At 53.7% G+C, this 20,982-nt stretch carries 23 protein-coding genes; 7 read left to right on the forward strand and 16 right to left on the reverse strand.

The window, feature by feature from the left end; translation table 11 throughout:
- Positions 1 to 1,160, reverse strand: a 1,160-nt coding sequence (locus tag Q0K17_RS05485) for an LON peptidase substrate-binding domain-containing protein (protein ID WP_294540776.1), incomplete at its 3' end; no start/stop codon positions are given.
- Entirely contained in the window at positions 1,153 to 2,157 is a 1,005-nt protein-coding gene (locus tag Q0K17_RS05490) for a diacylglycerol kinase family protein (RefSeq protein ID WP_294540778.1), read from the reverse strand. The genes Q0K17_RS05485 and Q0K17_RS05490, both read right to left, overlap by 8 nt.
- A 200-nt stretch (positions 2,158 to 2,357) precedes the next feature.
- Here Q0K17_RS05490 and Q0K17_RS05495 point away from each other — a divergent pair, with 200 nt between their 5' ends.
- Complete coding sequence (locus Q0K17_RS05495) at positions 2,358 to 3,044, forward strand: DUF421 domain-containing protein (RefSeq protein ID WP_294540781.1); 687 nt, start codon at positions 2,358 to 2,360, stop codon at positions 3,042 to 3,044.
- Between the two features lie 2 nt (positions 3,045 to 3,046).
- Here the strand turns inward: Q0K17_RS05495 and Q0K17_RS05500 are convergent, their stop codons facing one another.
- Positions 3,047 to 3,322, reverse strand: a complete 276-nt coding sequence (locus tag Q0K17_RS05500) for a YlmC/YmxH family sporulation protein (RefSeq protein ID WP_294540783.1) — start codon at positions 3,320 to 3,322, stop codon at positions 3,047 to 3,049.
- Between the two features lie 110 nt (positions 3,323 to 3,432).
- On the opposite strand from Q0K17_RS05500, the gene Q0K17_RS05505 reads away from it, so the two are divergent.
- Positions 3,433 to 4,134, forward strand: a complete 702-nt coding sequence (locus Q0K17_RS05505) for an HAD family phosphatase (RefSeq protein ID WP_294540785.1) — start codon at positions 3,433 to 3,435, stop codon at positions 4,132 to 4,134.
- Between the two features lie 38 nt (positions 4,135 to 4,172).
- On the opposite strand, the gene Q0K17_RS05510 is transcribed toward Q0K17_RS05505, so the two are convergent.
- Positions 4,173 to 4,952 (reverse strand): SigB/SigF/SigG family RNA polymerase sigma factor, encoded by a 780-nt coding sequence (locus tag Q0K17_RS05510; protein ID WP_294540787.1) that lies wholly within the window; start codon positions 4,950 to 4,952, stop codon positions 4,173 to 4,175.
- A gap of 137 nt (positions 4,953 to 5,089) precedes the next feature.
- Here Q0K17_RS05510 and Q0K17_RS05515 point away from each other — a divergent pair, with 137 nt between their 5' ends.
- Positions 5,090 to 5,614, forward strand: coding sequence for a hypothetical protein (locus Q0K17_RS05515; protein WP_294540789.1), 525 nt, complete (start codon positions 5,090 to 5,092; stop codon positions 5,612 to 5,614).
- Between the two features lie 11 nt (positions 5,615 to 5,625).
- Here Q0K17_RS05515 and sigK read toward each other — a convergent pair whose 3' ends face one another.
- Genes sigK through Q0K17_RS05530 form a run of 3 tightly spaced genes read right to left on the reverse strand, consistent with a single transcriptional unit; the run spans position 5,626 to position 8,784 of the window.
- Positions 5,626 to 6,339: an RNA polymerase sporulation sigma factor SigK gene (gene sigK, locus Q0K17_RS05520; protein ID WP_294540791.1), complete on the reverse strand. Its 714-nt coding sequence runs from the start codon at positions 6,337 to 6,339 to the stop codon at positions 5,626 to 5,628.
- A gap of 18 nt (positions 6,340 to 6,357) precedes the next feature.
- Positions 6,358 to 7,389 carry a sigma-E processing peptidase SpoIIGA gene (locus Q0K17_RS05525; RefSeq protein ID WP_294540793.1) on the reverse strand — a complete coding sequence of 344 codons (1,032 nt, stop codon included), beginning with the start codon at positions 7,387 to 7,389 and terminating at the stop codon, positions 6,358 to 6,360.
- Positions 7,390 to 8,784: a radical SAM protein gene (locus Q0K17_RS05530; RefSeq protein ID WP_294540794.1), complete on the reverse strand. Its 1,395-nt coding sequence runs from the start codon at positions 8,782 to 8,784 to the stop codon at positions 7,390 to 7,392.
- Between the two features lie 263 nt (positions 8,785 to 9,047).
- Between Q0K17_RS05530 and Q0K17_RS05535 the strand changes: the two genes are divergently transcribed.
- Positions 9,048 to 9,623 (forward strand): TetR/AcrR family transcriptional regulator C-terminal domain-containing protein, encoded by a 576-nt coding sequence (locus Q0K17_RS05535; protein ID WP_294540796.1) that lies wholly within the window; start codon positions 9,048 to 9,050, stop codon positions 9,621 to 9,623.
- Positions 9,624 to 9,687: 64 nt separating this feature from the next.
- Here the strand turns inward: Q0K17_RS05535 and Q0K17_RS05540 are convergent, their stop codons facing one another.
- The 9 genes from Q0K17_RS05540 to Q0K17_RS05580 form a co-directional block, all read right to left on the reverse strand.
- Positions 9,688 to 10,629, reverse strand: a complete 942-nt coding sequence (locus Q0K17_RS05540; RefSeq protein WP_294540799.1) for a hypothetical protein — start codon at positions 10,627 to 10,629, stop codon at positions 9,688 to 9,690.
- A gap of 57 nt (positions 10,630 to 10,686) precedes the next feature.
- On the reverse strand, positions 10,687 to 13,062 hold the full coding sequence (locus tag Q0K17_RS05545; protein WP_294540800.1) for an endonuclease MutS2: 2,376 nt from the start codon (positions 13,060 to 13,062) through the stop codon (positions 10,687 to 10,689).
- Positions 13,063 to 13,090: 28 nt separating this feature from the next.
- Positions 13,091 to 13,834, reverse strand: a complete 744-nt coding sequence (gene recO, locus Q0K17_RS05550) for a DNA repair protein RecO (protein WP_294540802.1) — start codon at positions 13,832 to 13,834, stop codon at positions 13,091 to 13,093.
- A gap of 228 nt (positions 13,835 to 14,062) precedes the next feature.
- Positions 14,063 to 14,935, reverse strand: a complete 873-nt coding sequence (gene era / locus Q0K17_RS05555) for a GTPase Era (protein WP_294540804.1) — start codon at positions 14,933 to 14,935, stop codon at positions 14,063 to 14,065.
- Between the two features lie 25 nt (positions 14,936 to 14,960).
- Positions 14,961 to 15,476 (reverse strand): diacylglycerol kinase family protein, encoded by a 516-nt coding sequence (locus Q0K17_RS05560; RefSeq protein WP_294540806.1) that lies wholly within the window; start codon positions 15,474 to 15,476, stop codon positions 14,961 to 14,963.
- Complete coding sequence (gene ybeY / locus Q0K17_RS05565) at positions 15,473 to 15,982, reverse strand: rRNA maturation RNase YbeY (RefSeq protein ID WP_294540808.1); 510 nt, start codon at positions 15,980 to 15,982, stop codon at positions 15,473 to 15,475. The genes Q0K17_RS05560 and ybeY overlap by 4 nt, the downstream gene beginning before the upstream one ends.
- A gap of 60 nt (positions 15,983 to 16,042) precedes the next feature.
- Positions 16,043 to 17,005 carry a PhoH family protein gene (locus tag Q0K17_RS05570; RefSeq protein ID WP_294540810.1) on the reverse strand — a complete coding sequence of 321 codons (963 nt, stop codon included), beginning with the start codon at positions 17,003 to 17,005 and terminating at the stop codon, positions 16,043 to 16,045.
- Positions 17,006 to 17,116: 111 nt separating this feature from the next.
- Positions 17,117 to 18,304: a sporulation protein YqfD gene (locus Q0K17_RS05575; protein ID WP_294540819.1), complete on the reverse strand. Its 1,188-nt coding sequence runs from the start codon at positions 18,302 to 18,304 to the stop codon at positions 17,117 to 17,119.
- Positions 18,304 to 18,615 (reverse strand): YabP/YqfC family sporulation protein, encoded by a 312-nt coding sequence (locus tag Q0K17_RS05580; RefSeq protein ID WP_294540812.1) that lies wholly within the window; start codon positions 18,613 to 18,615, stop codon positions 18,304 to 18,306. The genes Q0K17_RS05575 and Q0K17_RS05580 overlap by 1 nt, the downstream gene beginning before the upstream one ends.
- 63 nt (positions 18,616 to 18,678) lie before the next feature.
- Here Q0K17_RS05580 and Q0K17_RS05585 point away from each other — a divergent pair, with 63 nt between their 5' ends.
- From Q0K17_RS05585 to Q0K17_RS05595, 3 genes are read left to right on the forward strand one after another with little or no spacing between them, the layout of a single operon-like run.
- Positions 18,679 to 19,710 carry a hypothetical protein gene (locus Q0K17_RS05585; RefSeq protein WP_294540813.1) on the forward strand — a complete coding sequence of 344 codons (1,032 nt, stop codon included), beginning with the start codon at positions 18,679 to 18,681 and terminating at the stop codon, positions 19,708 to 19,710.
- A 26-nt stretch (positions 19,711 to 19,736) separates the two neighbouring features.
- Positions 19,737 to 19,955, forward strand: coding sequence for a hypothetical protein (locus Q0K17_RS05590; protein ID WP_294540815.1), 219 nt, complete (start codon positions 19,737 to 19,739; stop codon positions 19,953 to 19,955).
- Positions 19,956 to 19,975: 20 nt separating this feature from the next.
- A complete protein-coding gene (locus Q0K17_RS05595) occupies positions 19,976 to 20,851 on the forward strand; it encodes a hypothetical protein (RefSeq protein WP_294540817.1) in 876 nt (291 codons plus the stop codon).
- The last annotated feature ends 131 nt before the right edge of the window (positions 20,852 to 20,982 follow it).

The following is a 20,982-nucleotide window of genomic DNA, read 5'->3' on the forward strand; positions in this document are numbered from 1 at the left end:
GCAAACTGGCGGTTCATACAGGCGGCAATGGACCGGGCGATAGAAGTCTTGCCCACGCCCGGAGGGCCTACCAGGCAGATGATCTGCCCTTTGACCTCGGTGTTCAGCTTGCGCACGGCCAGCAGTTCCAGAATCCGCTCCTTGACCTTGCGCAGGCCATAGTGGTCCTTGTCCAGCACACGGCGGGCATGGCCCTGGTCGTAATCATCCTTGGTATAGGTATGCCAGGGCAGGGACAGACAGGTATCCAGATAGCCGCGGATCACGCTGATTTCTGCCGCATTGCCCTGCATACGAGCCAGACGGTCGCATTCCTTCAGCAGCTTTTCTTCGCTTTCCTGCGCCAGATGCAAAGCACGGATTTTCTCCCGGTAGTTGTCGGCCTCAGCACGGGTATCTTCGCTGTCTCCCAGCTCTTCGCTGATGATGTGCATCTGCTCCCGCAGATAATAATCCCGCTGGCTCTTGTCCATCTGGACGTTGACCTTGTCGTCGATGTCCTTCTCGATGGACAGGATGTCACACTCCTGGTGCAGCAGAATCAGCAGCTTTTCCAGGCGGCCCAACAGGGTGGATTCGTTCAGGATGGCCTGTTTGTCCTCATATTTGAAAAGCAGATTGGCGGGCATATACTCACTGAGATACAGCGGACTGTCCGAAGAAACAATATTGTAAACGATATCCTTGGAGATCTGCGGACTGTACGACAGGTACTCCTCAAAGCAGTCTTTCAGGCTGCGCACCAGAGCTTCGGTCTGATTGCGCTTATTGGCCGGGATGCCGCGTACCGGAGCGGTACGCACTTCAGCCATAAGATATTTTCCGGTGTCATCCAGCGAGAGCAGTTTGGCGCGGGTCTTGCCCTCCACCAGAACCTTGACCAATTCGTCCGAGACACGCAATACCTGCTTGATTTCGGCGATTACACCGAATGTATACAGATCTTCCGCAACCGGCTCTTCCGTGTCGGTCTCCTTCTGGGCCACCAGAAAAATGCTGCTGTTGCCATGCATGGCCGCCTCAATGGCAGCAATGGACTTGGCGCGGCCCACTTCAAAATGAATGATATTGTTGGGAAACACCACAAGCCCGCGCAGCGCAATGGCCGGCAAATGCACGACATTGTGGGTCACCTTGACTTTGACCTTCTGTTCAGACATTCTTTTCCCTCCCGGGGACAGTGTCCCCTGCCATGCACGGGTCTGCCCCGGCAAGTACAGTTTGACTTTGCAGCACCGTGGGCGGAAGCAGCAAACGCAGCCACCCCGGCGCATTTTCTATATTCAGATGCCGCACCGGAACACATTCTCCGTCTAATGTGGCAACAATAGGCCGTGAATCCAGCACTTTCAGTGTGACCCGGCGGGCACGCTGAAAGGACATCCACCGTGTCAGAGACGGTTCCACAGAACCATCCGGCCGCAGGTGTTTCCCCTCCCGGTACAGTGCCAGCACCGACGCGATGCGCAGCCGGGACATGGGCTTGACCAGCACCACATCCAACAGCCCGTCATCCATCCGGGCATACGGAGCAGCTTCATATCCGCCGCCATACATTCGCCCGTTACAGACCGCCATCATCATGTAGGTTCCGGTCTGTTCAACGCCGTCAAGGCTCAGCCGAAGCCGATGCCCGAAGGGGGACAGCATAGCCTGCAGAATGGACAAGGAATAGGCCATGGTCCCACCGCATCCGGGCAGATGCCGGAATTTTGGAATCCCATAGGCAACCTGCGCATCCAGTCCGGCGGCACAGATGTCCACCCCCACGCCAAGGTCGGTCAGCAGTGCATCCGACGCCACCGGAACAGCCTGCAGCTGGGCGGACATATCGAGAAAATCCTCCGCTGTTCCGAAATTGCGTACAAAATCGTTTCCACTGCCGCAGGGAACACATCCCACAGCAATGTTTTCCCTGCCGGCAGCCACCTGCAGAACTTCATTGAGGGTTCCATCTCCGCCACAGGCATAGATATGAACCTGTCTGTCCTCATGCGCCAATTTTTCGGTCAGGCGGCGGGCATGTCCGGCGTATTCCGTACAATAGATTTCAGGATTCAAACCCGCTTGGTCGGCAGCCATCCGGATAGCCGGAATCAGCCAGTGACTGGCGTCCTTTTTGCCAGCCTTGGGGTTGATAATAAAGACCTGCTGCACCCCGGACTCACCCTTCCGTCTGCCATTTTTTCGTTGGTGTACAAAAATACAATGTATATTGTAGCGACTTTTTCGTCAAATAGCAAGCGTATGGCATAATATGTTACAAAACGTACAAAATATTGAAATATAGTCCGGAGACAGACCGTAACAATGTCTGCGGCAAAAATCTTATAAACATTCTAAGGGGTCAATGTACCATGAAAATCGCAGTGGAAGTGGGTCAGGTCATTCTTTTCAGTCTTGTTTCTCTGCTTGTCATGTTTGCCACAACCCGCCTGGGCGGAAAACGTCAGATCTCACAGATGAGCATTTTTGACTACGCCAACAGCATCACCGTCGGTTCTATTGCCGCTGAGATGGCCACCAATCTGGAAAGCTGGTACCGTCCCTTTACCGCGCTGCTGGTCTACGGTGCCGTGACCTGGCTGGTACACTACGGTGCCTGCAAAAGCTTTTGGCTGCGTATCTTGATCGATGGCCGCTCCCTCGTGCTCATGAAAAACGGTGTGATCCGCAAAAAAGAGCTTGGCCGCGCCGGGATTGACCTGAATGAATTTCTGGCACAAGCCCGCGTGGCCGGATACCATGATCTGAATGAGCTGGAAAGCGCTATTCTGGAGACGAATGGCCAAATCAGCTTCCTGCCGCGCAGCGAATACAAATCCGCCACTGCGCAGGATGTGGGGCAATCCCCCGCACCGGTCTCCCTCTGGTATGATCTGATTCTGGATGGGAACATCATGGAAAACAATCTGAAAGAATGCGGCCGTGATCGCGTCTGGCTGCAAGAACAGCTACACCGCTGCGGAATCGGACAGACAGGTGAAGTCTTTTACGCAGCCTGTGATGAAAGCGGCAATTTCTATGCCACACGTCCCCAATAAGGTCATCCGAAACGATGCCGCCGGGGATACGCTGTTTTGGCCGGAGCCTGTGGCACATCCACCATAATCACATCGGCGCCAATGCTGCGGATGTCCTTCCACTCGATTTCCAGGTCTTCATCACGGCCAAACAGCCCGAACCATCGGGGGCGGCCGCGCAGGACCAGCCGGCTGACACGGGCGCCGTCTTCTTCCAGTACAAGATCGTCTACCCTTCCCAGATTTTCTCCGGTCTGGGTCTGAATAACATCCTTACGGCTCAACTCATATAACGTCATATTGCCTCCCCTCCTCTCTGAATTTACTATATGCGGCAGATTGGGGTTTGTTTCTTGGCCCGTTTGCGTGTATAATAGAAGCGCAACATTCCGAGCGGAGGGCTTTATGTATGTATAAGAACATCATCTTTGATCTGGGCGGGGTCGTGGTCAATTTTACCCCCAAGGATTTTTTGATGGACCGTTTTATGAATAAAAAGGCGGAAGATATCGTTTACACGCTGACGTTTGGCAGCAAGGAATGGGAAGATCTGGATCGTGGTGACATTTCCCGCGGTACCGCTAACCGAATCATGCTGGAAAACGCGGCACGCTGCGGCCGCACCTTTGAGGTACAGACGGTCATTGACGAATGGGAAAGCATCCTGCAGACCAACCAGCGTACCCTGAAGACCATGTGCAAGCTGAAACTGGCCGGCTATAAGCTGTACTATCTTTCCAACATTGCGTCTGACACCTTCGAACAGATCAGCCGCCGGGACTTTTTCCCCCTGTTTGATGGGGGCATTGCTTCCTGTGATGTGCATCTCTGCAAGCCGGATCCCAAGATCTATACGCTGCTGATGCAGAAATACCACCTGGCCTATGATGAATCCATCTTTATCGATGACAACAAGCAAAATGCCCAGGCAGCATACAATCTGGGCATCACCGGAATCCTGTACAAAAACCATAAATCTTTTGAGCGCGCACTCCGCCTTTGCAAGGTGGAATTGCCCGATTCCCGCAATATCCGAAACCTGATCCGCAACATGAAGCGGGAGCAGGAAGCGGCCGAAGCTGCCGCACAGCCGCCCCAGGACCAGGTATAAAGAAGCACCCCGCAAACACAGCGGGGTGCTTCTTTTTGTCAGCAGCAGGAAATTTGTTCCCGAATACGGCAAAGAGCATTTTTTTCCAGACGACTTACCTGTGCCTGACTGATGCCGATTTCTTTGGCCACCTGCACTTGGGTCTTGCCCGCCAGATACCGCAGAGAGATGATCCGGCGTTCACGGTCAGACAACGCCTTGACCGTATCCTTGAACATGATGCCGCTGATCCAGCTTTCTTCTCCGCCGGCTTCCGGGACACGGTCCATCAGCGAGACGGAATCCTCTCCGTCACTATAAGCCGGTTCCGAAAGGCTGGCCGGCTCCACCACCGATTCCAGTGCCATGGCCACATTTTCCGGAGCCGCCCCTACCCGCCGGGCGATTTCGGACACCCGTGGTTCCCGTCCTGTCTGCTTTTGCAGTTCCTCTCTGGCTTGCATGGAGTGGTAAGCCAGATCACGGATGGAGCGACTGACACGGACCGGTGTATTGTCCCTCAAAAATCGGCGGATTTCTCCCACAATCATGGGTACACCATACGTGGAGAACCTCACTTTCAGGGTGGGGTCAAAGTTGTCGATGGCTTTGATCAATCCGATACATCCCACCTGAAACAGGTCATCCAGATTTTCGCCTCTTCCGGAAAATTTCTGCACCACACTGAGGACCAGACGCAGATTTCCCTGAATCATCTGTTGCCGCGCTGCCGCATTGCCGCTGCGCGCCGCCAGCAAAAGTTCCGTTTTTTGCCGTTCGGTCAGAACCGGCAGCTGCGATGTGTTGACACCGCAAATTTCCACTTTTCCTGCGTACATGTTCAGCCAATCCTCCCTGTCTACGTTTGTGTAACAGTATGGGCGATCCGATACTGCGGCAGACAAACGGATGACTGGTAAAATCTGCACGGTATACATGTCCGGTGCATAGACTGGCCCAAAGGAGGTCGATTTCTATGCCCGAATTTATCTGGTTCTATCTGTTCCTGCTGGCTTCCGCTCTTTTTGTGGCTACAGCGGCGGCGCTTTTCATTACTTTGCATCCCGCCACAGACGAAGCGGACACCGGTAATGTCCAACAGGAATATTCAGCCCCCTCTTTCCCGCGCACAGCCGGATTTGCCATCACATCCCATCCGGAAAGTGAGATCCTGGTCCCTCGCCGCATTTGGCTGATCAATCACGGCACCGCTGAAATCGAGTACGTGATCACCCCTGACATCCTGGCCAGACTTCGCGCCGCTCCCGCCGGGACTATGGACATTCCCGATGAATTTTCTGACCAGGAATATGAGAGTGTATATTCCTATCAGATTGACGGAATAACAGTAACGCAGAGCCAATCTCCCGGACGAAACGGTATGCTGCAATGGACACGGGACGGCTTCGACTTTGCCCTGTTCGCTCAGAATCCGCAGATGAATCTGTTGGGAGGCGTAGCTACGGATTTTGTGCAGCAAAGTGCAGCCACCGAACTGTAAAGCCGCTGTGCTCAGACCACCGTCTCGATCTCCCTGCGCAGGCGTTTGATGATCCGTTTTTCCAGCCGTGAAATATAGCTTTGGGAAATGCCGATCCGGTCGGCCACCTCTTTTTGGGTATGTTCCGCCTGTCCATTCAGTCCGAACCGCATTTCCATAATCGTTCTCTCCCGCTCCGACAGGCGGTTCACTGCCTGTCGGAGCGCTGTGCGTTCGGCGCTGCGTTCCAGTTCCTCCCCCACTTCCCCGTCGTCGCTGGTCAGAACATCCATCAGCAAAAGCTCATTGCCGTCAGAGTCCGTGTTCAGCGGTTCGTCGATACTGGCATCCTGACGACGATTGGAGCTCTTGCGCAGATACATAAGAATCTCATTTTCGATGCATCGGCTGGCATATGTGGCAAGTTTGATGTTCTTATCCGGCTCAAAGGTATTCACCGCTTTGATCAATCCGATGGTTCCGATGGAGATCATGTCCTCCACCCCGGCAGCAGGGCTCTCAAACTTTTTTGCAATGTAGACAACCAGACGAAGATTATGTGTGATCAGGGTATCCCTGGCCCCCGGATGGCCTGCTGCCAGATCAGCAAAGACTCTTTTTTCTTCCTGTGCATCCAGCGGTGCAGGCAAAGTATCCGGCCCGTTGATGTAGTACAGTTCCTGCGGTACTCCCAGGCACAGAAGCAGCCGTCCCAGCGCCTGTCCGACTTTTTGCATTGTTTTCATAAGAGTTCCTCCCCCTCTTCACAGAAAGTCACTGCCATACAATGCTTCATATTCTGCAGAAAAAGATTGCTTGGTAAATGCAATGGCCGAGCGTCCCAGTGAAAGGACTCCCTGAGAGGTAATCAGCCCGATCTGCTGTACCGTAAACCCGGGCAGAATACTTCGTCCGGCAGCCGTTGCACAGGGAATCAGCCGAAGAGACAAGCCAGCTGCAACCCCATCCGGGTTCTGACCCGCAAACCAACTGTCGAGAAACTGGCAGGCAGCCCCGGGAAGGCGGGAACGTGCATCCGGATAACTGACCAGCAGAACAGGAAGACATGTAACAGGGTCTTTCAGATGACAGCCGGTATCCAATGCCGCCCGCAATCGAACGGTGGCACCACACAGTTCCAGTTCAATTCCGGCGGTCCGCTCCTGACTGCGCGGCGCATGCAAGAAACGGAGCACGACCCACACCACCAGACTGCATACACCTGCAAGCAACAGCAGCACCAGCGGCGGGATTCGCAGATACACCGCCAGGTTGCCTGTCTGGACAAGCGGAGAATCTGTTTGCAGTATGACCAGGATACTCAAACCCGCCAGCAGCAGATTCAATCCCGTGTACCAGCACAGGGCTGTCAGCCAGACCCGAAAAGGCCGAATGCCAAAGGCAGCCCATACGATGAGTCCTGCCGTTGTCAGCTTGTAGGCCAGCTGCACCGGATAGGGCAGCTCCGGAGCAAACAGTATCATGGAAGAGGCAGCGGCCAAAAGAGAGGCAAACAACATCCGGGCAAATCCCGCTTGCCTGCCCGCCAACAGTCCGGAAGCAGTCAGTAAAGCGTACGCGATAAGGAAGTTGGTCAGAAGCAATACATCCAGATAGATCACTGTCTTCAAGCGCCGTCCCCCTTCCCGTTTGCGGTGATATACCAAGTGTATGCCTTTGTGGGTGAGAAAATGCGCAAAATGCGCATCTATAAACAAAGGCGCCCCGCCGTGGCCGACAAGCCGCAGCGGGGCACCTTTGTTTTGTGCAAATACGAAGATCGGGGAAAGAAACAATCAGTTTTGCTTTTCGGGATGAGACTCGTTCCAGAGTTTATTGGCCGTGGGAGTCCACTGATCCGCATAAGGCTTGCAGCGGCGATACACGTCAGAGGTAGACTCAGGCTTTTCCATGTCTGTGCTGTGCGCACCGCTGCGTTCCACCATGCCCGCCAGAAATTCGGGATTTTCCAGCATGGGGCAGGGACGCAGATGATTCTTGTTGAAAGGCTGCCCCTTGTGATATTCCTTGAACAGCGGCTGCTGCAGGCATTCCAACAAAGACTTTTCGTGGATGTTGGCGCCGGAATAGTGAATGAAAACACAGGGTTCCACATCGCCGTTGGGGTTGATATGGGCATACTGACGCCCGCCGGCAATGCAGCCATCCACATATTCGCCATCGTTCTGGAAGTCAATGCAGAAAATAGGTTTGCCGCCGGTCAGGCCGCGGATCTCCCGAACGCGACGATACATGTACTCCCGCTGCTCATGGTTGAGCATCAAGTCCACGCTGGCTCCCGCACCAATGGGCATATAGTGGAAGTACCAGTTGAACCGCACGCCATGATCGATCAGCATATCCATAAAAGCGTCGTCGGTAACGGCCTTGTAGTTGGCACTGGTGTAGCAGATGGATGTACCAAAAAGCAGACCGTGCTTCTTCATCAGATCCATGGCATGCATGACACGCTTGAACACGCCCTCACCGCGGCGATCATCTGTGGCGTCTTCGATGCCTTCTACCGACAGGAAGAACGCCATATTGCCTACTTTTTTGACCTCCTCGCAGAATGCGTCGTCGATCAGCGTTCCGTTGGTAAACAGATGAAACACCGATGTCTGATGCTTTTCCGCCAGCTTCAGGATGTCGTCCTTGCGGCACATGGGCTCACCGCCGGTCATCATATACCAGTGGATTCCCAGCTCTTCGCCCTCCGTCACAATACGATCCATATCCTCATAACTGAGGTTCAGGCGGTTGCCGTACTCCGCCGCCCAGCAGCCCTTGCAATGAAGGTTGCAGGCAGAAGTGGGGTCAAACAGCAGGATCCAGGGCATGTTGCAGTCATATTTTTCCCGCAGCTCGCACACCTGGTTATATCCGCTGAGCATGCCCTCAAACACCAGGTTCAGCACATTCATTTTGAGCACATTGGGATCGATTTCGTTGATGGCACGGTAGGCAAACTGCATCCATTTGCCATTAGGATCCTGCACCAACTTGCGTGCTGCCTCAAAAGCACTGGCGGGATACCGGTCCTTCAGCAAGGGTTCGCCCAAGTCAATCAGTTTCACAGCATTTTCGGCCATCTTTTCGGTGCCTTTCCCACGCACCGCATGAATGGTTGCATCGATAGCAGCACTGAACGCCGCGCGCTGTGCTGCATGAACAATTTTATTGGTCGGCATAACCATCTCTCCTTTTTCCAAAAAACGCGGGGAAAGCTGCCTTGTGGCAACATCCCCTCCATTTTTAGGCCTATTTTAGCGCCAATCACAAGGTCCTGTACATGGTCAAAACCGAAAATCTGTTCAAAAAGAGACAGTTTTCGAGCCGCAGTTTCGGCAAAATAAGGTTGGATTCCCAGTTCCATTTTTAAGAAATATGGTATAATATAGACAATATTCGTCTGTTTTTCACCTATGTGTCACCCCGGAAGGAGAAGCCGGCCATGCCCAAAACCAGCCAAACCAAACTATTGCTGGCGCAAAGCCTGCAGCAGCTGATGCTGACCATGCCGTTGGAAAAAATCTCCGTTAACGATATTGTAGAAAAGGCCGGCGTTGGCCGGAACACCTTTTATTACCATTTTGCCGACAAGTATGATCTGGTAACATGGTATTTCCAGACCGGTGTAACTCCTTTTCTGTTCGAACACACAAAATACGGAAGTTGGCAGGACATTTTGTTGGGTCTGGAAGAATACTTCCGCCAGAATAAAGTTTTCTATCAGAACGCTTTGGCCTACACAGGGCAGAACAGCCTTTCCGAATACATATACGATTTCATGCAGAAATATAACCGGCAGCGTTTAAGTGAGTGCCGCCCTGATATGCGCGCAGACGAGCTGGAATTTTTATCCCAGTTTCTGGCCGGAGCCGGCATGGGGGTTTTGATGCCCTGGGTGCGCGGCGGCATGGAACGGGAACTTTCCCAACAGACCGGATATCTGTTGGCCCTCCATGACAGCAATCTGCTGCATGAACTGCTGGACGGCACCGCTTCAGCAGCGCCTCCAAAAGATTGAAAATCATAAAAAACAAATCCCGCAGCCTTACTTTCCTTTGTAGGCTGCGGGATTCACTTTTTATTTACCGGGAAAACGGGAAAGGCAGATGGGCTTCCACCGGTGCACCCACCACGGCTTGCCCGGAAATTCGTTTATTGATGGCAGACAGGTCACCATCCCAATCAAACACCAGCAACGGTGTAGCCGATTCGGTACGGCTGCGCACCACACGGCTGCGCAGCTGTTGTGCCGTATCAGGATTCATGTCCGGCGTTCGGGCATACAGGCAAAAAGGCACGCATTCGGCCATTTGTTCCAACCAACACGGATCCATTGCCTGCTTAACGCTTTTTTCATCCAACAAAATGGCAAGACCGAACAAAAGCTTATGGCTGCGCAGGCTGCTGGCCACCTCGACCGTTTCTTGATCCAGGACCGGGGCCGGCAACAGCAGCCAAATACTGAGATTGTGGCATCCGTCAAACAGGTCCGCCGGTACAGCCGCAATCACCTCCGGCACAGCTACCAGCAGGAACGCCGCAAAGGGGTGCTGCTTTGTAAGGATTACGGCTTTTTGAAGAGCCTGCGCATCCTGCGCATACAAAACCCATACATACTGTCCGGCCTGTTCGGCCTGTGTCATTGCTTCTTCCAATTGTATCGCCGCACAGTTGGCGGTATTGATCCAGGCAGAAGGCTTACCGGTACGCTCAATTTCCTCTTTCAGCCGAGTCGCGCCATATACGACTCCGCCGACGCCCAGGTTGACGCCGAAAGCACATAAATGTTCGGCATCCACCCGTTCCAGCAAACTCTGGATCAAAGCATAGTACAAACTGTCAGCCCGCTGCAAAACCTGCTGTGCTTGTGTGAAGAACCCGTTGAATCGGGTTTTCTGAGCCAGAGCCTGACAGAGATCCACATAGTTGCGCAGCTGCCGGAACTCATCCCGGCGAATATCATCCACAGCGCGGCGGGCCAGGGTCAATGCGAATCCGCGCGAACGAATATAGTCATCCTGCATATCCGCAGCCTTCCTTTCCTTATGGCATATCAAACAAGCCGGTCAGGGCGACTGCCGTCATTTCAGTTCCACAACGGTAACACCGCTGCCACCTTCGCCATAGCCGCCCAACCGGAAGCTCTTGACCTGACGGTGGGTGCGCAGATGCTTCTGGATGCCGGCGCGCAGTGCGCCGGTGCCGAGCCCGTGGATGATGTATACCGTATGCTGTCCTCGCATGACTGCACCGTCCAGGAACCGATCCACCTCGCCGATGGCTTCTTCCACGGTATAGCCCAACAGATTCAATTCCAGACTTGCTTTGCGGTCATGGTCCAGCTGAACCCGGGTGTGGGTGCGCGGAGCCTGGGATTGCCGCGGCTTTTTCTGCATCTTGTCCGGAGCTTTGAGCCCGGACAGCGGCACTTTTGTCTTCAGGATACCGGCGCGGACCTCCACCAGACCGTCGCGATCCGGTCGGGCCATCACAACCGCCGTCTGATTCAGTTCGGCGATGACCACTTCCTGTCCAACCTTGACTTCCTTGAGAGGAACATACTCTGCCACCGGCTGACGGGATGCAGCTCCTGCCAGCATTTTTTCGGTGTCTCTGCGGGCGATTTCCCGGGCCCGGACGGCGCGTTGGGCCGCACTGGCTTTTTCATCTTTTTGCAGACGGCGCAATTCATCTGTCAGGGCGTACGCTTCGTTCTGCACCTTCTGGATCATATCACGGGCCTGCTTGCGGGCATTTTCCAGCTCTTCCTCCCCGCGCTTTACCAGATCGTCCCGTTCTTTTTTGGCGCTTTCCAAGGCATTTTCTGCCTGATGCTTTGCCTCTTCCGCCTCATCTTCGGCCTTTTTCAGCCGCAGTTTCATATCATCCAGCTGGGCCAGAACACTGTCCAGACGCTTGTCGTCATTGGACATGTGCGCACGGGCTGCATCAATGACATCCTCGGGAATTCCCAGTTTTGCGCTGATCAGAAAAGCATTGGATTTACCCGGCACGCCAACACTGAGCTTATAGGTTGGCATCAGGCTCTCCACATTGAATTCACAGCTGGCATTGACCACGCCGGGGGTCTCCAAGGCATATACCTTCAACTCCGCATAGTGGGTGGTGGCCATCAGCAGCGTTCCCATACGGCGCAGCCTTTCCAGAATGCTTACCGCCAGTGCTGCACCTTCGGCCGGATCTGTACCGGCGCCCAGCTCATCCAGCAGGGTCAGTGCATCCGGGCCAGCCAGCTGCAGGATCTCGGTAATGCGTTTCATATGGCCGGAGAAGGTGGACAGACTCTGTTCGATGCTTTGTTCATCACCGATATCCACCAAATACTCCTGCATACAGCAAACAGAACTGCTTTCGTGCGCGGGAATCAAAAAGCCATACTGGGCCATGGCATTGAGCAGACCTGCGGTTTTCAGGCTGACAGTCTTGCCGCCGGTATTGGGGCCGGTAATAACCAGCGTATCATATTCATCGCCCAACGAAATATCGACGGGAACCACCTTTTTCTTGTCAATAAGGGGGTGGCGGGCCTTTTTCAGCGAGAATCGGCATGTGTCGCTGACTTGGGGCATGAAGGCGTTCTGTTCCACAGCCAGACGGGCCTTTGCCAGCAGCAAATCAATGGACAACATGGCATCATAGCTATAGGAGAACTGGGGCTCCAGGCTTCCTACCTGCGCCGAAAATGCAGACAGGATGCGGGTTATTTCTTCTTGCTCCTGGGCATGCAGCTGCATGATTTTGGCATTGGCCTCCACCACAGCCGTGGGTTCCACAAACACGGTGGCGCCGGTAGAGGAAACGTCATGAATCACGCCGCCTACCTCACCACGATATTCCGAACGCACCGGCACTACATACCGGCCGTTGCGCAGGGTCACCACCGCATCCTGCAGGAATTTGTTGGTGGTGGAATTCTTGATGATGGAATCCAGCTTGGTACGGATAGAATCCTCGGTAGCCCGAATTTTACGGCGAAGATCCCGCAGAGTGATGCTGGCTGTATCAGCCATTTCTTCCGGGGACAGGATGCTGTCGGTAATCTGGCGCTCCAGCTGAGGCTGCGGCGCCAAAGCAAAAAACAGATCGTCGGTAGGCAGCGGCTCATGCTCGGTCAGGCCATACCATTGGCTCAGCCCCTGGAAATTGCGCAGGGTAGCGGCAATCTCCAGCAGTTCCCCCATTGAGAGGATTCCTCCCTTGACTGCGTGAGCGGCAATGCGTTTGGCCCCGCTCACAGCACCAAACCGGGGACTGCCGTTCTTAATCAGCAAGCTGTTGACAGCATTGGTCTTGCTCAGCTCATACCGCTCTTCCTCCGGGGTCATAAACGGCTGGATCGTTCGCATTTGCTCCTTGGTTTCCTGGCAGGCACAGAGGTCTACCGCGCGATTGATGATCTTATCCAGCTCCAATGTGGTTTTATAAGAAAAGTCCATGGGTGGGGATTCTACTCCTTGCTCTTGGTCATTCCAATACGGTTTTCAAAAAATCCAGGCTCTTCAGTCCGTGATCCAGGTTGGCCAGAAGATACCTTTCACATACGGCGTTCAGCCGTCTGGTACTTGCGTCGGTCAATGTAAAGTTGAACAGCTTTCCATCATCTGCCAGACAAATATGGCGCAGCGCATACAGTGCACCCGGGTCCAGGTTGGGGGACCGGCCAGCCTTGGCAGCACAATCGGCGCATAGCAGGCTCCCCCCTGCCGTATCCAGGTAAAAATCCATGCCATCATACCGGCCGCAGGTATCGCAGGCCAAAATATGCGGCATATATCCTGCCAGACACATAGCGCGCATCTCATAAATAGCCTTGAGCTGCCGCAGCGGACGTTTGCCTTCGCTGATCATATACAAAGTGTTCAGTGTCAGGCGCAGCAGCTGAGCGGCCTCGGGTGGTTCCGGAGCCAGAACTGTGGCCGCTTCAGCCAGATAGACCGCCAGAGACATTCCCTCCACCGTGCGTCCCAGTCCGTGAAACACTTTTTTCACCGCAGCGTTGTCCACAAAATTGCTGCTGCGCCCGATGGTCAGGGTAAACTCCGAATAGCAGAACAGCCCGCAGGAACTGAAAAGTTTGTTCTTCAGCCGCAGGCTTCCCTTGGCCGAAGCCGAAACAATTCCACGATCAGGCGTCAGCAGGGTCAGGATCTGATCCGCCTCGCCCACCTTGACCTGGCGGAGCACCAGCCCGGTCGTCGCGATCTGCATCAGATTCCCCTTTCCCCTCCGGCTTGCGAGTCTGCCGGGTCTTGTAGCTCAAATAATCATAAATACTGCCCGTTTGGGCAAACAGAGCCCACTCGTGGATGCCATAATCCGACTGATCCTGCTGCATATACCGGCCCCTCTTCCCGTAGATAGAATGTACCATCCATTGTACAGACGTATCTGCGGAAAAGTTGTCCAACCGGGTCAACAGAATCCTGGAAAAATCTGTCAGGGCTTTGCGAAGCCAAGGTCATCCAAGAGGCGCTCGCTATCCCGCCAGCCTTCCCGGACCTTCACCCAGCATTGCAGATTGATGTGGGTTCCAAGAAGCTCCTCACAGTCGGTCCGGGCGGCACTGGCCACTTTTTTCAGCATCTGACCGCCCTTGCCGATGATCATGCCTTTATGGCTCTTGCGCTCGCAGCAGATCTCCACCGAAATATCAATGAGGTCCTTGTCCGGGCGCTCTTTGAAGCTTTCCACCGTGACTGCCACACCGTGGGGCACTTCGTCCCGCATGAACAGCAGGAGCTTTTCCCGGATCAGTTCCGCCACCAGCTCCTTTTCCGGCATATCGGTGAAAGCATCATCATCAAAATAATGCGGTCCCGGAGTGGCATACTGCCGCAGGACCTCCAACAGTTCTTCACAGCCGGTGCCGTCTTTGGCGGAGATAGTCCGCACTGTATCGAAAACACCCAAGGCCTCAATCTGCTGCTTGCGTGCTTCCAGTTCTGCAAAGCCATGCAGCAGGTCCACCTTGTTGATGACCGCAATAGCCGGCCCGGATTTGCGAAGTGCTTCGATCATAGTGGTCTCGGCTTCGGTCAGCTCTCCCGAAGGCTCAAACAGCATCAGGGTCACATCCACATCCTTGACGCTGGCGGCAGCCGTCTGGGTCATGCGGGCATCCAGCTTGTTGCGCGGTGTATGAATCCCCGGCGTATCCATCAGAACATATTGCACCGGGCCTTTTGTGATCACGCCCGTGATCCGGCTGCGGGTCGTTTGCGGCTTTTTGGTAACAATGGCAACCTTTTCCCCCACCAACGTATTGGTCAGGCTGGATTTACCCACATTCGGGCGACCGACCAGTGCCACAAAGACACTGCTGGTCTGTGGTTGCTCATGCTTGTTTGGATTTTTGGGCATTTTGGGAAGTACCTTTCTCTTTTGTATTGCCATAGCGGAAGGTGAACAAATAGGCGGCTGCCAAAGAGGCAAGCCACAACACGATCGTCAGAGGACTGGCGGTCACACCGTTCCAGATGGCAGTGATCGCTTTTTCGTTGGCAAATAGGCAAACGCCGACAAAAATTGCGCCGACAGCAGTAATCAATACCGCACCGGCCGCCATATCCTTGGCAGCACCGGCACTCCACCAATGCTCGGTATCCGGCTTGTCCACGGCCCGCTCAATGGCAGAGTTCATCAGCTCCATGGCCATCACCGAAAACACGCAAAGTGCCAGCAATGCGTATCCCATGGCATCCAGCCCCGCCAGAAAAGCCGCTGCATAGGCATATACCGCCGCACACAGATGGAAACGGAAGTTGCGTTCTTCCTGCACAGCGGCGCGAATGCCGTTCAGCGCGTACACAAAGCCGCGGCCGAAGCGCGCAAGGTCAGATTTTATCTTCATTCGTACAGAATCTCATCGTTTGTGTAGGATACGGTGCGCGGCAGTCCCAACTGCAGAAGAACGGCTTCTTCCTTTTCACGCATACGGACAGCTTCCAGCCCACTGGTTTCATGATCGTATCCCAGCAGATGGAGCATGGAGTGAACGGTCAGATAAGCCACTTCCCGCTGCAGAGAGTGTCCGTACAACTCTGCCTGTTCCATGGCACGCTGCATGGAGATGACGATATCGCCCAGGATCTTGCAGCCGTTGTCCTCATCAATGTCATACACGCCGTTCTCCCCCATGGGAAAGCTCAGCACGTCGGTGGCGCTGTCCTTGTTGCGATACTGCTTGTTCAGTTCATGGATACGGTCGTTATCCACAAAGGTCACACTGATCTCGGCAGGGCCGTCAAACTTTTCATAGTTCAATACCGCGTTGCAGCTGCGCCGAATCAGAATGCGCAGCCCAGACGGAACTTTGACGGCGTTTTGCTCGTTGCTGATCAGCACTTTGTTTGCCATAAGAGGTTCCTCCTTATGTAAATTTCATTTTATCGGCAGAAAAATTCCCGTACTATTTTATCAGCGGCGAGACGCAGCCGCTGCTTTTTCATAAGCCTTGACGATCTGCTGCACCAGACGATGGCGCACCACGTCCTTGTCGGTGAGCTGAACCTGGGCAATGCCCTGGATGCCGCGCAGAACTTTGAGGGCATCCACCAGACCACTCCTGGCCTTATCCGGCAGGTCGATCTGCGTGATATCCCCTGTCACAACCACTTTGCTGTTGGTCCCCATGCGGGTCAGAAACATTTTCATCTGTTCGGGAGTGGTATTCTGTGCTTCATCCAGAATAATGAAGGCATCATCCAGTGTGCGCCCGCGCATATAGGCGAGTGGTGCCACCTCGATCGCCTGCTTTTCCACAAGCCGCTGGAAGGTCTCGGCCCCCAACAGATCGAACAGCCCGTCATACAGCGGGCGAAGATACGGATCGACCTTGTTTTGAAGGTCACCGGGCAAAAAGCCCAGCTTCTCCCCCGCTTCCACTGCCGGACGGGTCAGAATAATGCGGCTGATTTCCTTGGCCTTGAAAGCCTTGACCGCCATGGCTACCGCCAGATAGGTCTTGCCCGTGCCGGCCGGTCCCACTCCAAAGGTAATGGCATGGCTGCGGATAGCGGCCAGATATTCCTTCTGGCCCAGGGTCTTGGGGTGAATTGGCCGTCCCTTGGCCGTCACCGCCACAAAGTCATCGGTCAGTTCCCGCAGACGCTTTTCTTCTCCCGCCTGTGCCAGACTGATGCAATAACGCACCGTCTGTTCGTCCAGCGGGGTATGGTTTTCCATCAGGGTAACCATACCTTCAATGGCGTGCACTGCGGCGTTGACGCCCTCCTGCTCGCCGGTGAATTTCAGCAAAGAGCCCCTGCACACGGCTGTGACCTTGAACTCGTTTTCCAACATGCGAAGATTCTGGTCACAATTTCCAAAAACTGCCGCAGCCAGCTCAATGCTGTCCAGTTCGACTGATCGTTCTGCCAAATACATTACCTCCAGAGTAACATCATGCTACTTTGCATTATATCACAATTTCGTTGAAAAGAAACTATGAATGTTATACAAATTTTTTGCCAGTTTGTGGGCAGCGGCGGTTCAGGATGTGGTCTGCGTTTTTTCCAGCGGTGCCAGCGGCCCCACCTTCGTCATTTCCGCGCAAAATACATAATCGGCACTGCAGCGCACCGTTTGCCCATCCGTTTCAAAAGTCAGTATCTCGGTTTCCAGCTCTGCATCCGGGAACTCTCGCAGTAAATCCAGTCTGCAAGACCGTGCCGCCATGGCTTCAGCCGTTTTTTCCGAATACTCTATGGGCTGTGCCTCCTTTTCCCAAAGGGTGATCCGGCGCAGACTGCCTGGAAGTGAAAGACGGCCGATCCGCAGCGGGAGCCACTCGGTCACAGATTCAGGTTCCTGCCAGGACGGGACCTCGCTCTTTTCCCATACCTGTCCCAAAATCTGCCAGCTTTCCATTGTGCAGGATTCTCCTGTCAGCACCAGATTTTCGGTATGCAGCGCCTGCTCCGCCATATACGTTTTCCGCATTCGTCCGCGAATCGTACCCGTAGCCCCCTGAATCACCGCCTCCCCTTGTCGGTCGGCCTTCTGTCCGTTGGCCAAAAGCTGGCCTTCCGACACATACTGTCCCGCCACGACCTCCGCAAATCCGCCTTCCAGTTCAATGGAAAGGACCTGTCCGCTGGCCTTGGCATACAGTGCCTGCGGGTCTGTTGTCTGTCGGATTTCCTGTATTTCTCTTTCGTTTTCTTCGACAAACAGACACCCTGAAGTAAAATTCAAACTTACCCATCCTGCTCCCTGCATCTCCAGTTCGATGGCTTCTTCCGCTTCCCGCAGCCGTTTTTCCTCCATACGGCAACCTTCCCATATTGCCTGTTTTGCCAGGGCCTCCCGAAACTCCGACTGTCGTGCCATGTCCATTTCTCCGAAATCAATGGTCCACACAAACCCGCTCAGATACCACCGAAGCAGAAAAAATACCGTCACCCCCGCAATCAGTCCCGGGCGAGCGGCAGATCGTTCCAGCCATTTTCCCGGGCCGCGCCTGTATCGGATGTGCAAATCCGATTTTGTTTCCTTCGCAGCCATGGTCAGGCGCTGCAGGTCAGCCCCCGCCGCATACCCGGCATATCCCTTTTCCGTACAGGACACGCGAGAAAGATGCACACCAGTCCGGGCGGCTTTGCTCAAGAAGTTTTTGGCGCCTTCTCCCCGCACCTCAAACATGATCTGGTCTGCCCATATGGCAGTTTTGCGTTTCATCAAGGCTCCGCCTCCCACTTCTGCCGGAATTCGATGTTCCGAACAAGGCCGGATCCGATCAGTCGCCGGCCGGAGAATGATTCTATCTTCAGTCCATTTCCATACAATGTAGCAATGGTATCTCCCAGATCCAGACAGATCTTTTCCGGCGTGAAATCCAGGACCCGACGGCAGCCGTCCGTCGCAACATACCCACTACGCAGAACCAGGTCCGGCAACCGATAAAAGTCCCGCGCAGGCGGACAAAACCATTTTCCAGGTTCTGCGTTCTGCTTTTCCGGTCGCCGATGAGGGCGGCGATATCGTTTCATGGCAGAGCCCCTTTCCGCGTTCGCATGGCGTTATCCCAAATATATAGCAAAGGAGTTCCGGTTATGTGTTTCTTTTGGCGCTCCCGCTTTTTCGTCCTAGCTGCATTCCTTGGCCTGACCATTCTTTTATTGTGTAATCCTGCTGCCGCGGCATCAGGTTTTGCCCAGGGTGTTTCGCTATGTCTTCACACCCTGCTGCCTGCCCTGTTCCCCTTCTTCGTCACTTGCAGTATGGTTGCCTCCGCCAGCAGGCAAAAAGGCAGTTTCTGGACCGCCTTATTTTTATCCTGGCTTGGCGGATATGCCGTCTGCGCCAGCCTTGTGAGAGACCTGCTCACCCAAGGCAAGCTTTCTAATCGTGACGCACAGCTGCTCTTCATGCTGGGATGCTGTTCTGGTCCCGGATTCGTCATCGGCTGCATCGGCGGACAAATGCTTGGTTCTGTTCGTACCGGAATCCTTCTGTATACAGTACAGCTGATTGCCAACCTCTTGTGTGCCCTTCTGTTGTGGCCAATCATTAGCAAACGGCATTCCCGCACACGTCTCCCCTATCAGTCTGCCCAGTCAGCCACCCCTTCAGTTTCCCTTTCCGATGCCATTACCAGCGCCGCTGACAGCTGTCTTTGTCTGTGCGGTTCTGTTATCTTTTTCCGAATTGTGCATGCCATCCTTCTGTGTTCTTTTCCCGTTGCTCCGGTTCTGGTACCGTTTGTTTCCGCCTTTTTGGAAATCAGTTCCGGCTGCGCCGATTTTGCAGCGCTTGGAGGCTGGACAGCACGCCAGGGCATCTGTTTCTGTCTGAGCTTTTTAAGCGTATCGGTATTCACACAACTTCACGCCATTCTTCACAGTGCGGCTGATCTGGGGCTTTTATTTTGCTCCCGCCTTCTTCATATTCCCATTATGCTGGTGTTGCTGCGCATCGCCGTGAGCCTGATCCCAGGCGAATTTCCAGTCTTTTCCAGTCTGGCGCCGCGGGTTATTGCCACCAATCGGGTATCGCCCGACGCTGCTTTTGTCGTCTTTTTGTTTCTTTGCGCTGTTCTTTACAAAATCCGCCAAAAAAATTATAATAGTTCTATTCATCGGTAATAATTGCAGGCAGGAGGAGCCATCCTATGTTCAAAAAGCCGATCTATGGCAGTAAAATCGCACCGGCATGCGCATATTGCCTGCATGGAAGTCCCGCTGCGGACAACCGCATGGTGCTTTGCAAGCAGCGTGGTGTTGTATCTCCCTATTACTCCTGCCGAAAATTCGTGTATGATCCGATCATGCGTACACCGCGCCGGCAGGAACTTCCGCACCTGGACCCCAAAGATTTCAGCCTGGATTAACAAATGTAAAGAGGTCTGCTATGCCCAATAAAGCCAAAAAGCAAAGTTTCCGGAGCACGCTTCAAGACGCCTGGTACCATAAACGCGGCGTGATGCTGGTATATATTTTCCTGCGCGTATCTGTTATTTTGGTGTTGGTGGCACAGCTTTTCAATCGAAATTTTGAAAATGTATTTCTGTGTGTACTGGTCCTGTTCCTGTTTTCATTGCCGACCATGCTGGAAAAGCGCCTGTCCATCGAATTGCCGGACACATTAGAAATCATTATTCTCTTGTTTATCTATGCCGCAGAGATCATGGGCGAGATTGGCGCTTATTATATAAAACATCCTTATTGGGATACAGTTCTGCACACACTGAACGGATTTCTGTGTGCAGCTATTGGTTTTTCCTTGTTGGACCTTTTGAATCGTCAGAAGCGGATCACTTTCCAGCTTTCTCCGCTGTATCTGGCCGTGGTCGCTTTTTGCTTTTCCATGACAGTGGGCATCCTGTGGGAATTTTTTGAATGCACCATGGATCAGCTGTTTTTCCTGGACATGCAAAAAGATATTATCATTCATGAAATCGGCACCGTCAAGCTGGACCCTACCGGCGGCAATACCCCCATACGGCTAAAAGACATTGTGGATGTGATTGTTGTACAGGGAGATGGAACCCAAACAGCTCTGGGCCTGGGCGGGTATCTGGACATCGGTCTTTTGGATACCATGATGGATCTCTTTGTCAACTTTGTGGGAGCGGCTGTGTTTTCGGTCATCGGATATTTTTATGTCCGCAGCCGCGGCAAGAATCGCTTTGCCAAGCGTTTCATTCCTGTTGTACCTGATCCAGATTCCCCCTCTGCCCCCACCATTCAAAATTCCGATACGCGGAATGAATCTTCCGCCGAATAAAACACGGCTCTGTCTGCGCATTTTTCGTCATGAGTGAAGAAAAATGCGCATTTTTTATGTACGCCTCTTGACCGAACTGCAAAAACAAGGTATACTATTCATGTTTCGCTGGAATAGCTCAGTTGGTAGAG

It is taken from the genome of uncultured Gemmiger sp., from assembly GCA_944388105.1.
Taxonomy (GTDB): domain Bacteria; phylum Bacillota; class Clostridia; order Oscillospirales; family Ruminococcaceae; genus Gemmiger.